The 16293-nt window shown below is 49.8% G+C and carries 12 protein-coding genes; 8 read left to right on the top strand and 4 right to left on the bottom strand.

The annotated features are described in order from the left end of the window. The first annotated feature begins 232 nt into the window (after positions 1 to 232). The 8 genes from H6624_10325 (at position 233) to H6624_10290 (ending at position 8474) form a co-directional block, all read left to right on the top strand. On the top strand, positions 233 to 922 hold the full coding sequence (locus H6624_10325; GenBank protein MCB9084730.1) for a tetratricopeptide repeat protein: 690 nt from the start codon (positions 233 to 235) through the stop codon (positions 920 to 922). Continuing rightward, the gene (locus H6624_10320; GenBank protein MCB9084729.1) at positions 919 to 1161 is read left to right on the top strand and encodes a hypothetical protein; all 243 of its coding nucleotides are present in this window, start codon (positions 919 to 921) and stop codon (positions 1159 to 1161) included. The genes H6624_10325 and H6624_10320 overlap by 4 nt, the downstream gene beginning before the upstream one ends. A 5-nt stretch (positions 1162 to 1166) precedes the next feature. Beyond that, complete coding sequence (locus tag H6624_10315; protein MCB9084728.1) at positions 1167 to 2669, top strand: AgmX/PglI C-terminal domain-containing protein; 1503 nt, start codon at positions 1167 to 1169, stop codon at positions 2667 to 2669. Between the two features lie 63 nt (positions 2670 to 2732). Continuing rightward, a complete protein-coding gene (locus H6624_10310) occupies positions 2733 to 3524 on the top strand; it encodes an outer membrane beta-barrel domain-containing protein (GenBank protein ID MCB9084727.1) in 792 nt (263 codons plus the stop codon). 10 nt (positions 3525 to 3534) lie between these two features. Next, on the top strand, positions 3535 to 6111 hold the full coding sequence (locus tag H6624_10305) for a hypothetical protein (protein ID MCB9084726.1): 2577 nt from the start codon (positions 3535 to 3537) through the stop codon (positions 6109 to 6111). Positions 6112 to 6130: 19 nt separating this feature from the next. Next, positions 6131 to 6763 carry a hypothetical protein gene (locus H6624_10300; protein ID MCB9084725.1) on the top strand — a complete coding sequence of 211 codons (633 nt, stop codon included), beginning with the start codon at positions 6131 to 6133 and terminating at the stop codon, positions 6761 to 6763. Between the two features lie 99 nt (positions 6764 to 6862). Continuing rightward, the gene (locus H6624_10295) at positions 6863 to 7402 is read left to right on the top strand and encodes a hypothetical protein (GenBank protein ID MCB9084724.1); all 540 of its coding nucleotides are present in this window, start codon (positions 6863 to 6865) and stop codon (positions 7400 to 7402) included. A gap of 13 nt (positions 7403 to 7415) precedes the next feature. Continuing rightward, positions 7416 to 8474, top strand: a complete 1059-nt coding sequence (locus H6624_10290; GenBank protein MCB9084723.1) for a PD40 domain-containing protein — start codon at positions 7416 to 7418, stop codon at positions 8472 to 8474. 55 nt (positions 8475 to 8529) lie between these two features. Here H6624_10290 and H6624_10285 read toward each other — a convergent pair whose 3' ends face one another. The 4 genes from H6624_10285 to H6624_10270 form a co-directional block, all read right to left on the bottom strand. Continuing rightward, positions 8530 to 10038 (bottom strand): hypothetical protein, encoded by a 1509-nt coding sequence (locus H6624_10285; protein MCB9084722.1) that lies wholly within the window; start codon positions 10036 to 10038, stop codon positions 8530 to 8532. 201 nt (positions 10039 to 10239) lie between these two features. After that, positions 10240 to 12102, bottom strand: coding sequence for an ABC transporter ATP-binding protein (locus tag H6624_10280; GenBank protein MCB9084721.1), 1863 nt, complete (start codon positions 12100 to 12102; stop codon positions 10240 to 10242). Then, positions 12099 to 13898, bottom strand: a complete 1800-nt coding sequence (locus H6624_10275; protein ID MCB9084720.1) for an ABC transporter ATP-binding protein — start codon at positions 13896 to 13898, stop codon at positions 12099 to 12101. The genes H6624_10280 and H6624_10275 overlap by 4 nt, the downstream gene beginning before the upstream one ends. A 308-nt stretch (positions 13899 to 14206) precedes the next feature. Continuing rightward, positions 14207 to 15706: a S8 family serine peptidase gene (locus H6624_10270; protein MCB9084719.1), complete on the bottom strand. Its 1500-nt coding sequence runs from the start codon at positions 15704 to 15706 to the stop codon at positions 14207 to 14209. Between the last annotated feature and the right edge of the window lie 587 nt (positions 15707 to 16293).

Raw genomic sequence — 16293 nt, 5'->3', positions numbered from 1 at the left:
ATGTTTGAGTAGTCTAATTGTGGGGTGTGCCACTGGAGGCGGATCCAAATCCAGCCGGAAGGCCGCAGCAACAAAGTATACCAAAGCTCTAAGGACTAAGTCGGCTAACACCTACAAGTCTAGGAAGAGCTGTCCAAAAACAGTCGAATTCAAAATTGAAGTTAGTTGGCAGGATCGAGTGTCGATCATAAATTCTTGCATCAAGTCGGCAAAGTGGGGACATGTAGAAGCAATGGCAAACCACCTGGCTAAGACCGAGTATCTCAGCCCATGGGGAGTTTATTATCTGAGTTTGGTGGCCCTTGAGAAGAAGGATTATTCGCGGGCATTGTGGATGATTGAAGCGGCCCTTAAGAAGGCTCCATCAACCGCCTTATTCTACCATCAAAAGGGCCGTATTCTTTGGGCAATGGATGAAACCGACGCGGCCGTGGCTGCCGTTGAGGAATCACTGCGTTTGGACTCTCAAAATTCAGAGGCGCATCTGTTCGTTGGCCAGATTTACCTGAGAGATCTAGATTACAAGCGTGCAGTCGATCACCTGGAAATCGCAAACAATGATAGATCTCGAGATCCCCACATCATGGATGGCCTGTCCTATTGTTACATGAAACTGGGGAAATACGAGAAGGCCGTTGACCTGCTGGATACCGCTATTGCCGAAACTCCTAGGCGATTGGATCTGAGAATTCGCCAGGCTAACATTTTGGAAGTTCATCTTAAGAATGAAGAACGCGCTCTCTCAGTCTACAAGCGTATTAAATATCTATTGGGGAAAAGAAGTCTGGACGGAGAGCTCAGTATTTCACTCGACGACAAAATCAAGACTTTGGAAGTTGCCGTGGAGAAAAAGCGAGCGGCATCGCGTAAGCAGGTCAGCCTGAATCGGGCTGATGAGCAAAAGGGCGAGGTGACAAAATGAGATATTTGTTGGCTTTGGCTGTAGTTGTAAGTGTGATTGCCCAGGCTGAGCCCAAGAGCAAACCGGTCTACCGCAAGACCCAGGAAGTAAACTTCGAAGAAACGGACATCGACGGGGTCGTTCGCAGTCCGGATGGAGCCTATTTGCTGCAAAAAAGAGGGGTTAAATTTATGCCCCTTTATAAGGTGCAAAAGCACTTCGATGACGAAATTAAAAATTCGGTTGATTACCTGAGGTAAGCACTATGCGTAGGGTTGAATTGGATTTGGAACATCGTTATAAAAATCGCTTTGTTGGCCGGCATCGGCTGAAGGGCGGTGACGTAACGGTTTTAGGGTCATCCCGTGATGCCGACATTCGTCTATTGGGTGATGATGTTGGTGGAGTACATGCCGTGATAGAGCAAGAAGGAGAAAATTGGAAGATCGCCGACATGGGAAGTCACCATGGGACCTGGATTAGGAAAAAGCCTGTTGTTGAGCAACAATTTAAAGGCACTACAATCGTGCGCATTGGTGGTCATACGCTCAAGATCATTCCTCGCGAGTTGGATCACGGATTGTTTGCGGAAAACCACTTGACCGATAAACCGCTGCAGGAAGGTGATCAATTTCACCAAGTTGTGGTGCGGCGTCGGGGATATGTGCTTGAATCTCACCTTTTGCCTCCGGGAGAGGACTATACCTGTCGTCATGGAGAAAAGTCCCACCTTCTGAAGCGACCTGAGGCCTATACCTGGACCACGACAGAACTAGGAGATGTGGTCGTACAGCAGAGGCTTGTATCGACAAAGGTAGTTAACAATTCGAATATTGAGAAAGCTAGGGACCTTTGGGATCCGAGTTTACGAACGCCACTAATGGTTGCCGCTGCGTTCTTGATTCTCCTGGTTGCCCTGATTTCATTGGCTCCGGAGAAACCATCAGAGGAAATGGTGGCCCTTAAGCCGGATCAGAATAAATACACGCGCATGATCTTTGACGCCAAGGCGGTTAAAAAGAAGCGGGCCCAGGCTACCAAACTCACCAAGACCATCGTCGGTCAATCTAAGTCCATTGGCTCCCAGGCCGCAAAAGTGCCGGTGGCGCCAACACAGAAATCCGCAAAAAATCAAGCGAAGTCAGGACAGAGAGTGGTCACGAAGATTAAAGCCGCCGGACTGTCTCGATTGATTGGCAAAATCTCAAAGCGGGCGGCCAAGACATCGCATTTGATTCAGGCGACTGGCCGAACACCAGACAGCGCGCCAACCGGACCGGCAACAAGTGTTCCTTCGACAAAAGCCATGAAAGCCGGGGTTGGTGGATCAGGAAAGGCCTTCAAAGTTACAGGCGTTGCCACTGCAGGCAAGGGTGGTGGTAAGTCCGATTATCGCGGAGCCGGTGGTCTGAGTATTGGCAATGTGGGAAATGCCTCGGTCGGTCTTCTTGAGGAAGAGTCAGAGGTTGAGGGCGGACTGGACAAAGAAGTTATTGCCAATATCATTCGATCCCAATTGGGTCAGATTCGCTATTGCTACGAAAGACAGTTAAGTGCCAGCCCGGAATTGTACGGGAAGGTGCAGGTGAAATTTACGATTGGTGCGGGAGGAACAGTCACCGCACAAAAAATTGGATCAACAACACTTAGCAACGCCATGGTTGAGGGATGTATTTTGAGGCGTGTGTCTGCGTGGCAGTTTCCAAGACCGAAAGGTGGGACAACTGTCATGGTGACTTACCCGTTTCTATTTAAGGCGACAAACTAGGGTTCGTAGCTGCCTGGTTTGGAGACTGGATAGAGCGGGCATATTTGCCTAAAGGGGGGCTTTATGCGCTTAGGGTACACATCAATGTGTTGGCTATTGCGGCTTACACTAGTGGCCACCTTTGTCTTCGCACTTGGAATTCAAGCGACGGAGGCACAGTCCAAAAAAGGGGAAAAAAAACCAGCTGCTCCTGCAGCTGAAAAGAAAGCTGACTCGGAGAAGCTCGATATCCGAGATTTAGAGCAGAAGTATTGGGCTCCCAAAGATACCGATTTTAATGTAGTTCAAAATCGGGCATACACCAAGGAAAAGCGGTTCTCATATTCCCTCCAGTATGGGCCTATAATCAACGACGCGTTCAATGAGGGTTGGAATTTGGGATTATCTGCCAACTATTTTTTGAATGAACGGGAAGGAATTCAGCTGGAATATGTCTCTTACAATGTGTCGGACAACTCAACTGTGAAAGGCTTTGCCAACCAGTATGGTGGAGTGAGGCCGAATATCGGGCGAGTTTCCAGTATGTGGGGAGTGGGTTACAACTGGGTGCCTATTTATGCGAAAATGAGTCTTTTGGGCCAGCGAATTATTTACTTTGACATGGCCATCACTCCGGTTTTGGGAATGATGAACTATGAACAGACCACAAAGAACGGTAATAAGAACGATAGTTCTTTCACCTATGGCCTGGACATCACCCAATATTTCTTTTTATCAAAACATATTGCGATTCGCGCTGATTTAAAGAATCGGTGGTGGAGTGAAGAGGTGCTCAACTGGACGGCAGGGACAAAAGAGAAGTCCCAGACAACCAATAGCACCTTGTTTTTGATCGGAATTACTTATTATCACTAAGGAGTGAACCGTGAGACATTTGTGCGTTGGCGGTATCACAGTTTTACTGATGATCTTTGGCCCCCAGGCCTTCGCCCGGCCTCTAGAGGCCTCTGGAACCATCCAGGAGGCGATGCGGAACTCTTCCGGGGAAGGTTCAGTACAGACCAAGGCAGGCGCTAAAAACCAAGCATCGGAGTCAACAACCGAAAAGGTCGAGAAAGCGTGGGTCGACCTAAAGGCCAAGGCTAAAACACTATGGGGCAGCTACTTTGGTGATTCGCCGCAAAGTGTGACAGGCAATAGTGGTGGCGGATCTCCCCAGGCTGTTGCGGCAAAGCCTATGGTTGTACAGCCAGATAACAGCGTTGCCGAACTGAAGAAGGAGCTTCCCGACTACAAAACTGCGGATAAAGGATTCAGTCGATCCGAGGTTGAACAAGCCAAGCAGAGCATTCGTAATGAGCAGGGAATTGTCACCCTCAGTCCTGGGAGAAAAGGGACTACTGATCTCCCGCTGTCTCAGGCTGGTGTTCCCAAGTACTCCTTTTATGAGACTAAGAGCGAAAAACAGAAGAGTGGAAAAATAAAGTCAGTCAAGATCAAGAAAAAGAGAGTTCCCCTCCTAGATATTGGTGAGGAAGAGACCATTTCTGCCCAGCAGCTGGCGGATCTCACATTTGAGGTTAAAAGGCCGGTGTATTCTGAGGCCAAGGCTCTGAAGGAGCCCAAACATTACAGCCAGAGTGAAGTTAAGACCTGGCTGACAAAGAAGATTGCTGATCTCAGGGCCTTTGATGAAAAGGAGATGCGCAAAGGTTTGGTCGATGGCTACCCCGTTACTAGGGAAGCGGTGGACAAGATCGTCTTGAATGAAAAGGAAATCGCTGAATTTGCCGAGCTGCCCGTTAAGCATCTATCGCAAGAAGAGCAGGACATGTTGACGGCTCTAATCGTGAATAGAAGTGGGAAAAACTGCCATCTGGTTATTGGTCTTCTTGATAACCTTTCAAGGCAAAAGGAGTTTATTGAAGAGGCGTCTTTCCATTTGGGGGTTTGTGCACAAAAACTACAGCTTTATTCACAAGCTGTGGATCGATTGACTAAGGTGATCAGGGCTGAGGAGCCAACCATGGCTTCCGAGGCCATTGCTGTCTTGGTAATGGACTTGCCCAGAGAATACGAAGTGCGTGTCACCAGAGTATTGGAGGGTTTGAAGAACAAGTCACTGATTCCGGAGACGAGCTGGGACGACGTTAACTATGTGATGGCCAAGGGCTACTATGATCAAAAGAAGTATCAAAAAGCAGAGGAGCACGCCCAGGCCGTCTCGTCCAAGAGCAAGCGCTATGTAAATGCCCGATACCTATTGGGAATCTCCCAGTACGCTGGCAATAAGATGAAGAAGTCGATTGCCACCCTCCTGGAGCTAAGGCAGTGGATGGAGAGCAAGAGCAAGGGCGACAAGAATGTGGCCTCCCTGATGGCCATTAACATCGCACGAATCTACTTCAACATCGGCGACTTCAAAATGTCTCTCGCGGAGTATAAAAAGATTGGTAAGGACCATCCGGTATGGGTCCAGGGTTTGATTGAGCAGGGCTGGGCGCAAGTGCTGCTTGACGATAACTCAGGAGCCATCGGCAATATGCATTCTCTGCACAGTCCCTATTTTAAGGCCGTATATAAGCCCGAATCCTATGTGGTTCGCTCCATTGGCTACCTCAACATTTGCCAATATGCCGATGCCTACAAATCTCTGGCTCGCATGGAGCAGGAGTATATTCCCTGGCTGCAGAGGGTTGATGGCTACGTCAAGACCCACTCTTCTCCTGCCGACTACTACAATACGGTAAAGAACTATTTGCGTAGCCCTAGTGGTGAAAATGTGGACAACCTCCCTTACCAGGTGATTCGTGAAATGGGAAGAAGCAGGGACTTTTTGAACTTTCAAACATCCATAAACGACAAAGTGGACGAGGGAGAGCGCTATCCTGAGATACCTGGCCGCATACAAAGGGAAATCAACAACGTTAAGGTGAAAATGAATAGGTCCAAGAACCGTTTGGCCCAGGCTGATGCAAACCTCAACAAGGCCAAGAGTGACTCGTCCCTAATCAAACATGTGAATGAGTGGAAGGCCCAAAAAAGAAATGAGCGAGATATTATTGTCGGCTATCAGTTTCTTCTAAAAATGTTGGGAAAGAGCAAATCCCGTTTTGTCCAGTTTAGCGCGGCCTCCAATAAGCGCCTTGGCGACGAGAAGTACGCCCTTCGACAGGGGGGAGCCAAGGCTTTACAGGCCCGTTTAAAGGAAATGCGCAAAGAAATGAGCCAGTATATCGCCAACAACGAGCTGCTTCGCTACGAAGTGTTTTCCGGTGCCGGGGAGAATATCCGTTATCAGGTGGCCGGCGGCGCGACGGCAACTCCAAATCGCATTCCAGCCAGTGTCAAACCTCAGAAGATTCTCAATTGGGAGTTTGATGGGGAGTACTGGGAAGATGAGATCGGAAATTACCGAAGTCGGGCAAAAGACAATTGTCCACAAAAGGGTAAGGTGAGCTCTATGGTCAAAAAAGGGGCTCAGGTTTTAAATGAAAAGTAAAAAATTGAGGGAGATTAAGATGAAGCATTTAACAGTGTTGTTTGCCTTAATGGGAATGATGGGAGTTGCTCAGGCACGGACGGACGTAGAGGCCAACCTTGAATTATTGAAGGCCAATGAGGAAAATAGCCAGGCCAACTACGAGCAGTACCAAAAGAATTTGGAGATCTCTACTAATAATGAGGGTGAGGCCAAAAAGGCACTTGAAGAGCTGGCCAAAAAGAAAAAGCAGCTGCAAAAGAACGACAAGGATTTTGAAAAAAACAAACTAGCTCTGGATAAAATGAAGGGTCAGTTGGGTCAGCTTAAAACGGCTGAACAAAAGAAGCTTGCTGAAGATCTGAAGGAGATCGAAAAGGTAAAGGCTCTGTTGGCGAAGATGGAGAAAAACAAAGTTCAGCGCGAAGCAAATATCAAGGCTTACGATTCTAAAATGATTGAGATCGACCAGGAGAAAATTGACTGGGATAATCAAAAGAAAATGATGGGCGAACTACTGGCTGAGATCGACAAGAAGGAAGTAAAAGCCAAGGCGAGCCTTGAAAAGTGGCAAGAAAAACGGAAGTCCTATGCCAAAGAGACCAGCCGTTGGAACAAAGAAAGAAAAATCGCTGAAAAGTCCCATACAGAATTCAAGAAGATGGCTGAATAAAGAGAGCGCCCGCTCCAGAGGAAGCCACAAGGCCGTCCCAAGGGATGGCCTTTTTCTTTTTTGCTGACCCCAATTGCTGGCTGTGTTGAAATTATCAGAATGGATACCCCGAAAACTGCCCAGCAGCTGGTACGGCAATACTTGATGATAGGTCGAATCATTTGGGGGGCGCTGGTTTTGGCCTCTGGCGTCTACGCCTATGTGGCCTACATCATGAGCGCACAAAAAGAACTCTCTGCAGACCAAGGTCCGGGTGATGTGTTCTTTCAGATCTTAGTCCTCCTGTCGGTGGGGATGGCAATCAGTAGTATCTTGGCCAAGAACTGGATGCTTAGCCGTCCTGTGGGCGGGGAACCCAATCACGTTAAGGTAATGAGTGATGATCAGCAAAGAGCTATTGCCGAAGCCGACCCACAGACCAAGGCCTTTATTCTTGCTTATTCACAGTGGCTAGTGGCACACATCGTAGCCTTGGCTCTGGCGGAATCGGTCATTATTTTTGGTTTGGTTTGGTCGATGGTCTCCGGACGGTTTTCTGAGTTCATGCCCTTTTGGCTTGGTGGCGTTTTACTAATGGCCTGGCACTTTCCCCGTCTTCGCGTGGGTAGCGGGAGAAGATCTGATCGGCGTAGGTATTGAGAGGTATTAGCTCATGGGTAGTTGGTTAAAGGATTATGGGCCTCGGCTGATAGTCGGCCTGTTAATGCTTGTGGGTATAACGGCCTTGGCTTTGCACTTTGTCGGCATTCCCATCTTACAAATATCAAAATCGGGAATCGGTGATTTTGACGGGCAGATACTTTACTCCCGATCCATGAAGCAGCCAATCGAAGTATTGCCCAAACAAGAAGTTAAAGAAGTATTCATTATGGATTTAAAATCTGGTCGGCAAAGACAGGTCACCGATCATCGATCGGCCTCTGTCCGACCGGTTTTTTCAAATATTGGGCCTTGGATTGTCTACACGTCCTACGTGTTTCACAAGAAGGAGAAGATCCGCAATGCAGATTTATTTCTCTATAATCTTATGACTCGTGAGCGAAAATTATTGTCTTACAAAAGGGGACTGAATCTTGCTGGGAGTTTTGATGTTAAAGGCAGAAACGTCTATTTCACGATTAAGCAAGGGAAGGTGTTAGATATATTCAGGATCGGCTTAGACGGAAAGGATTTTTCTCGAGTGACCCATGGAAAACGGATGAGAACCTTGACAAAAAAGGGGAAGACTCTAAAGGGCAGGGTTCATTCCTCCGAGCCAGCCATATCCCCCGATGGCACAAGGATGGCGTTTGTGTCTGACCGAGATGGACGACCAACACTTTACATTAGGGATTTAAAGTCGAAGGAAGACACGCGAATCCTTTTTGCAGGTAAATACAATACTCATCCAAGATGGTCTCCCAACGGAGAGCAATTAGTGTTTCAGGGGTATTTAAAAGGCCATTTTGATCTTTTTATTGTCCATTCTACCGGAAAAAACCTGCGGAAAATCACTCGCGCCAAGAGCCCCTCGGGAATCTGGGCGAACAATGAATCCCCCGATTTTTCTCCCGACGGCAAGCAGATCATCTTTACTAGCGACCGAACAGGATATAACCAGCTTTACATCATCGATTCCACCGGTCGCAATGTGCGCCGCTTGACCTACGACACCTTCCACTACTATGACCCCCAATGGAGTGATGCTGTCCTGCCAACCGATGGAAAGTAAAAGGCCGACTTCGTTGAAGCCGGCCTGTGAGATCTAAATTCTCCAAAATTCAATGTTAGTTCGGACAGATATTCTTATAAATCTGGCAAAAGCCGGCGCAACCCTTTCCTCGGGTGCCGTATTGAGAGCAATACTGCCGCATAGGCTGATAACACTGCTGTTGACCCACCATCTGTGGGTGGGAGCAATCCATGGCCTGATTTGAGGCGGTTCCTGTGGATGCAAACGAAGTTGTCGTACCAGTCGAGGCGCTGGTTGTGCTGCCGCCCGATGATCCGCCCGAGCTAAAAGGAGTTGCCGTGCTCGAAGATGTTGTCGAACCGCTTGGGCTAGAAAAAGGAGTTGGAGTTCCTCCCCCGGGAGCGACCGCCTGTTGACAGGAGTCCGCGTGGTCGACCTTTCCACAAAAGCTCGCACAATAACTGTCCTCAAGACGTGTCGATGCGTCGATGGTCATGCAATAGTCATTGAGTGGGTCAAAGCAAGCAGGGGTGGAATGTTGTCCCTCATCGGCACAGCTACCAAGGACCAGGTTGCCATAGCCCAGTTGTCCGGCAATGGTGCGACAGGTGTCTTTAATATCATCCGAGGCTTCGATTTCCCCCTTGATGACTTTGTCACATTGGTTGTCAGCCCAGAATTTCTCTGCATCAATACCACTTCCAGGGCCACTTCCACCGCCTCCGCCACCACCACCAGGGCCACCAGGTCCTCCAGGAGCGGCTGAGTCACCCTTTTTTCCACCAGACTTTGTCGCCAGTAGCACTCCGCCGGCTAACAGAGCGGCACCACCAAGAGCGACGGCCTGGGTGGTTGAGATTCCTGACATTGTTCCTAAGTTGACATTACATTTAGCCTGGGTTTCTTTGGCAGCCTTTGCCAAGTCGGTCTCTCGTGTGGCAGTCTCAACTCGTCCAGCCTGGGCCGCCATCTGTGAGCGATTGTTGTGAGTGGTGATGGCGGCACTACACATGCTACTACAATACTGACGAGCTTGTTCGCAGGTGGCCGCAACAGCTTGGTTTCCGCCTGCGGCGATCTCGCTCGAGTTTTTCAATCCTTGAGCACCACCCTGGATGCTACCATTGTGAGCCTTACTACTCTCACCGGCGATCGCTGCGCCCCCAACCGTATCAGCCGTCTTTGCAGCGTTAACACAAGAGTTGGAAGCCTGAATGTAGGCGCTATTGCACTTGGAGGTTGTCGCCGCTCCGCCATCGGGCCCAACCCCAGCAAAGTCACTATTGTCGACATTTGTCGCACCAAAGTCCATCTCCGGAGTGTGCTGGATCGTTTCTGGCGGACCTTGGATATCAACACCATCAAATTCACCGGCGTATGAGTTACCAGCCACGGTTTGCCCTGAGGCAGGAGGAGTGGTCACGGTCGCTGAAGGGGCGACAGGTGGCTTCCATGAGCCTGAGTCATAACAGATACCGTCTTCATTTAGGCAATCAGCCTGCACCTGCAATGCAAATCCAAATGAAAGAAAGAGTACAAATAAGGAAAAGGTGGTGCTTCGACAAAACCAGCCTGGTTCCGTGAAGTTTACTTCGCGCTTCATAGATATCCCCCGAGTCAAAATGTGCAAGAAAAATAGTCACGGAACGTACTAGGTTAATAATACCCTAAATCGGTGAAAAGAGCGGGAAATTGAAGAACTAAGATCAGTTTTTGGTCAACTTTCTCAGTTTGAGACAGAAGTGAAAAATGGGTGTCAGCAACTCTTGTACAGAGAGCAAACAGCTGCAAAATCTAACGACAGCTAAGTGCTCAGGATTGGGTCATCAGGCAGGGGCGTGTGTTGGTCCTCGAACACCACTTGCCCGCTATCATCCTCCTTGAATTGGGAGTGATAGAGCTCGAAGTACTTGCCCTTCCGGTCGAGGAGCTCACGGTGAGAGCCCACTTCAATGAGCCTGGCCTTATCTAGTACGGCGATACGGTCACAATTCAAAATCGTCGACAGTCTATGGGCAATAATCAAACTTGTTCGCCCCTTTGTCACCCGTTCCGTTGCTTGTTGGATGAGAAGCTCACTGAGAGAGTCAATGTTGGCCGTGGCCTCATCGAGGATCAGAATATCCGGATCAAAAGCCAGCACGCGGGCAAAGGCAATCAGCTGGCGCTCTCCGACGCTTAAGTTGTTGCCACGCTCTTCAACCTTCGCATCCAAGCCACCTTCGTGTGTCGCAAGCAATCGATCACAACCAGCCTCTCTGGCGGCCCATTCAATTCTCTCTTTCGAGATATCTGGATTTTCCAGGCTGATATTACTGGCAATGGTTCCACGGAATATAAAATTATCCTGAAGAACAACACCCACACGGCGCCGCCAATCTCTGGGTGCAATATTCTTCAAGGGTTGACCATCGACAATGACACACCCTTCGGTTTGGCTGTAAAGTCGTTGCAGAAGAGATATCAAGGTGGTTTTGCCACTTCCGGTCCGTCCCACCAGGGCGAGAGACTCACCTGCACGAATTTCCAAATTGATATCTTTGAGGGCCCAGGGATTTTCCTTTCCATAGCGATGAGAAAGGTTTTCCAGAGTCAGCTGGCCACTCAATCTTGTGAAGGGTAGGGGGGTGCCCCCCAGAACCTCGGTTTTTTCCTCCATTAAAGAGAAAATACGATCGGCACTGGCCAGACTATTTTGAAACTGGGTGTAGCGTTCAAGAATGACTCGCAGGGGATGGAAAAAGCTCTGTACCAGAAGTAAAAAGGCCGACAGTGCACCGATGGAAAGACCAAACTCCTTGTAGTAAAGGCCGCCCACAAAAAGAGCCGTGGTAATGGTGGCAGCATTGAAAAATTCTAGGATGGGCCACAGGGTTGCAAACAGTTTGACCGTTTTAAGGCTAAGGACCTTGTAGGACTCAGAGTGGCGATTAAACTCCCGCTGGCGATCGGCGGTCTTGTCAAAGAGCTGAAGGACCTTCATGCCGTTGAGGCTTTCGGCAGTAAAGGCATTGATGGTGGCCAGTTTCTGTTTTGCTTCTTTGAAAACTGCGCGTATTTTCCGGCTCAAATGAAGAGAAACCACGGTCAAAACAGGTGCGATCGCGATGGTCACCACAGTCAACTTCACAGAAATCAAAGACATGGCGATCAGGATGGCGATCATCTCCACACCATTAACAAAAATGGCGGTAAAGCCCATGCTGAACATTTCGCCAAGGGCAGCAATATCATTGGTCACCCGAGTCACTGTGCGGCCAACTGGATTTTTGTCGAAGTAGACCAGAGGTAAGGATTGAACATGGCCGATGAGTTTTTCGCGCAATTCAAAAAGAATTCGATTGCCGAGCCTCTGAATTCCGTAGCTTTGGGCAAAGTACAGGGTTGAGCGGACGACTTCCAAAACCAAATAGGCAACGGCAATCCACAGGACCACCCGCATGTCGCTCTTTTTGATGCCCTCGTCAATGGCGTAACCAAAGAAGATGGGCAGCATCCGTCCGGCTACCGCATAGAGGATCACCACAGCAATGAGACTCAAGAGTCCTGGCTTATGTGCCCACATGTAGGGAAATATCTTGCGAATAAAGGCGGTGAAACCCATTTCGCTTTGAACCTGATCCTCTTGAAAGTAAGAGTGGCGGGTCTTGTCTACCTTTTTACTCATGCCAGACTCCTCCCTTCGCTCTGCAGTTCAACCAAATGGCGATAAGTTGAGCTCGATTCCATCAAGGCATCGTGAGATCCGAATGCTTCCACCTGACCTTCATTGAGGACAAGAATGCGATCCGCCCACTTAAGACTGGCAATACGATGGGATACCAAAATCACCGTGACTCGATCTTTGCCAGCCAGGTATCGACCCCGAAGACTTTGTAGGATGTTTCTTTCAGTTTTGGCGTCCACGGCACTCAAAGAGTCATCAAAGATGACAATAGGAGTATTGGCCATTAGCGCCCGGGCGATGGTCAACCGCTGCTTCTGACCACCGGAAAGGTTCACCCCTCGCTCACCTAAATAGGCGTCGTAGGCTTCGGGGATTTCATCGACCTCTCCTGCGATATTGACAAGCTCACTCATGGAGCGGATTTCATCCATCGTCCATTCATTTCGGCCGAGGGCAATATTCTCTTGGATCTTTTTGGAAAACAAAAAGGCGTCCTGTGGCACTAGGCTCACCAATCGACGCAGACTTTTCTTTTGCAGTTGTTCTACCGGAACTCCATTGTAGCGAATGGATTCCTCTGGAACAGGGTACAAGCGGCAGAGGAGGTCAACCAAAGTTGACTTGCCGGAACCAATGGAGCCCACAACCCCCAAGGTCTCTCCGGCCTTGAGATCAAAGGACACTCCCTTTAGGACGGGGCGGTCATTTCCTGGATAGGAGAAGGTAAGACGATCGACCTTGAGTTCTTCAAAGCTCGCGACTTCCCGTTCACCCACATCGGGGACATCATTTTCGGTCTTCAAAAGATCGAGAATGCGGCTAAACGAAGCCCGCCCCTGCTGAACAAAGGTAAAACCGATTCCAATGGCTGTCATTGGCCAGATCATCCGTTGAATGTACTGATAAAAGGTAAAAAAGGCGCCAACCGTCACCGCCCCACTCATCACCTCTGGAGCGCCGATGAGGAGAAGAATTACGGATCCAATGGCCACGCCAAATTCCATCACAGGTGTGAAGAAGGCATCTACCCGAGCCACGTCGTTACAGGCCAGTTCAAAGTTGCGGCTGAAGACGTTGAACAATCTCGTTTGATTCAGTTCCTGAGCATAGCTTTTGATCACGCGAATACCAGAGACAATTTCCTGGGCCGAGCCCGACATTTCGCCAAATTTATTTTGCTGGGTGCGATAATTCTCATGGATGAGCTTCAGAATTCGCGCAATCAGGGGAGGAATAATGGGCATCAAGATCAGGGTTTTCCATGTCCAGGACAGGGAAAGACTCATCATCAACGGAGGAACAATAAATAGAATAAATAAGGCATCGGCCAAAATCAGCATCCCCGGACCGATGGCCATGCGAAAGGAGTTTACATCGTTGGTGATGAGACTCATGAGTTCCCCCACCGGACGTTTCTGGTAAAAGCTGGGGCCTAGATCCAAAAACTTGTCAAAGATGCGATTGCGCAGATCTTCAGCCACACCATGATGAAAGCGACCCCAAAAAATCCGCCACCAGTACCGGCAAACCGCCAGACAGGCCGAGGCAGCCAGCAGCAAACCCACTGTTTGGCCAAGACTTTTCCAACCCGTTTGGTTGGAGATCTGGTCGATGGCCATCCCGATCAGGTAGGGCGGAATGGCGTCGAAAGAGTTGGTGAGAAGCAGGGCAATCAGGCCCATTGCGAAGAGCTTCCAGTCCTTACGAAAATAGAAGCCGAAAGGATTGCGCAAGAGCATCCCTTCTCCCGTTGAAATTTGCGAACGGCAGACGTCATCCTGTGACGATCGATTCACGCGATCTCCCAAAGCGGTTGGAAGGTTGGTAAGCCTGATTTTGAACTGTATCTATGTATTAGGAATGTGAGACCCCATCAACGACTGAGTTCTCATTGGTAAATTGTTGGGCGTTTTTCGTCAATAGGATAATTATTTTAGTCTTCGTCATTGGCAAAAAAGGTAAAGAAAACACACCTAGACTAAATGGGAATAAAGAACAAACTGGACCTCCAGATTGCTGATCAACAATCTAGGAGGTCAGTTTCAAATAAAAAAACCCCCTCCTTGCGGAGGGGGTTGGGAACTAAAGATCCATTCTTCTCGTCTTAGTTCATCATCAGATTACGAACATCCAGCTTACCGCCAGAGAGCACTTTGTTGCTCAGGCTATTGGTGCGACGAGCAGTCGTCATTACAGCCTCTTTGACCTCCTGCCAAGTCTTACCCGGGTTGCGTGACCAGTAGAGAGCTACGGCCCCAGCAACGTGGGGGCTGGCCATGGAAGTCCCGTCCCAGGTCACTTTCATGCCCAGCATATCGATCACCAGATCATTATACTGATTACCCACCATGGTGGAGAACACTGCCACACCGGGAGCCGCGACGTCGACTCCCTTGGGTCCCCAGTTGGAGAAGGACCCCAGGTTGTCACTCTTATCGATAGCCGCAACACTGATAATGATGTCATGGGGATAGCTCGCAGGATATCCCGGACGAGAATCAGTGTCGTTGTTATAACCCCGACCTTGATGTCCGTTACCAGCAGCAGCGACAAAGATGCTTCCCTTGGATTCAGCATAGGCAACAGCATCGCGAAGTGCCTTGTTCCCTGCCGCATCGTTCGAGTCTTCACCTTCAGAGCCCCAGGAGTTGTTAGTTACCTGGGCTCCGTTATCGACCGCATAGCGAATCGCCTTAATAGCATCAGCCGTCGTTCCCTCACCTTTTTCAGTCAGGAAGCGGAGAGCCATAATCTTAATGTGGTTATCGGCCACGCCAATAACTCCCTTGCCGTTGTCGCTACGAGCCGCCACACAGCCGGCAACGTGAGTTCCGTGGCCAGGGTTTCCGCCTCCAAAGAGCAGATCGGTTGGGGGAACAGAGAGATCGAAGGGTTTATTGTCATTGCGGGCAAAGTCCCACCCAATCACGTCGTCCACATATCCATTGCCGTCATCATCAACACCATTGGTAGCCTTGTCCCGGCCCTGAGAATCTTGGCCCATCTCTCCAGCATTGCGCCAAAGGTTGTCGACCAAATCCTCATGAGTGTAGTCCACACCGGTGTCGATCACGGCCACAACGACGTCTTTAGCTGCCGTGCGAGCTTTCCAGCCATCTTTAACTCCGATGTCTTTCATTCCCCACTGGCGATCATAAAGGTTGTCGGCCCCACTTCCGCCGCTACCGCTGGTCGGAATGGCAGGGTTGTCGGTGCGCACGCCGGAGCCGCCTCCACCACCGCCGCCGCCACCACCGTCACCGGGGTTGCCAGGCCATGGGAATCCACCGCCACCGTCGCCGCCGCCGTCACCGGGGTCGCCAGGCCATGGGAATCCACCGCCACCGTCGCCACCACCGTCACCGGGGTCGCCAGGCCATGGGAATCCACCACCGCCGCCGCCGCCGTCACCGGGGTCGCCAGGCCATGGGAATCCTCCACCACCGTCGCCACCACCGTCACCGGGGTCGCCAGGCCATGGAAATCCTCCACCGTCACCATCGCCTCCTGGAAATGGAAATGGAAAGTCATCGCCAAAAACCTTTTTCACCTGTCGGGCGAGTTGGCGGCGAAGAAGAGGGTCATGAACCTTGTAATCGTTCATCAGACTGATTTTGTAGTTGGGTTGAATATGCAAAATTTGTGGGTTGTTGCGCAGATTCAGAACACTAAAGGTCTTCATCTCGCTTGCTGGAACCTGAATGCGGAGCCAATTGCCGACTCCAAGGTCTTCCATCTTTGTGCCTCCAGGTACGGCACTGAAGAGCTGTAGTGGTGCTGACTTGAGTTCCGGTGTGACTTGTATCAAATAGTCACCCGCTGGTTGTGAAGCCCAAGCCGAGAAGCCCCACATTATAGTGAAAAGAAGAATGGCTTTCATATTACCCCCTCCATAGGTTGGTCTGTGTCCACTCTGATCCGCCCCCAGTCCCTTTGAGAGCTTTGGTCAGAGAACAACTAGGCGATGGTCCGCATAGTAGGGAAAATTCTATTTATAACCTTGGCCCAGTTTCAAATTGAAACCACCTGTCATACCCAAAACTAGCCCTTTCGGAGCCCGGCGCAACCTGATGGGGAAGAGGGTCGAACCCAATCGTTGGCAGGAGACCTTGTGCGATGCGCAATATGGGACTTCCGACGTCCATCGCGAGTGGATTTCGAGAGCCGTCTCCAGTCTATTGATCGTGACAG

It is taken from the genome of Pseudobdellovibrionaceae bacterium, from assembly GCA_020635075.1.
GTDB lineage: Bacteria > Bdellovibrionota > Bdellovibrionia > Bdellovibrionales > UBA1609 > JADZEO01.
The sequence above is the reverse complement of the archived record's forward strand: the minus strand, read 5'-3'. Positions and strand labels throughout refer to the sequence as shown.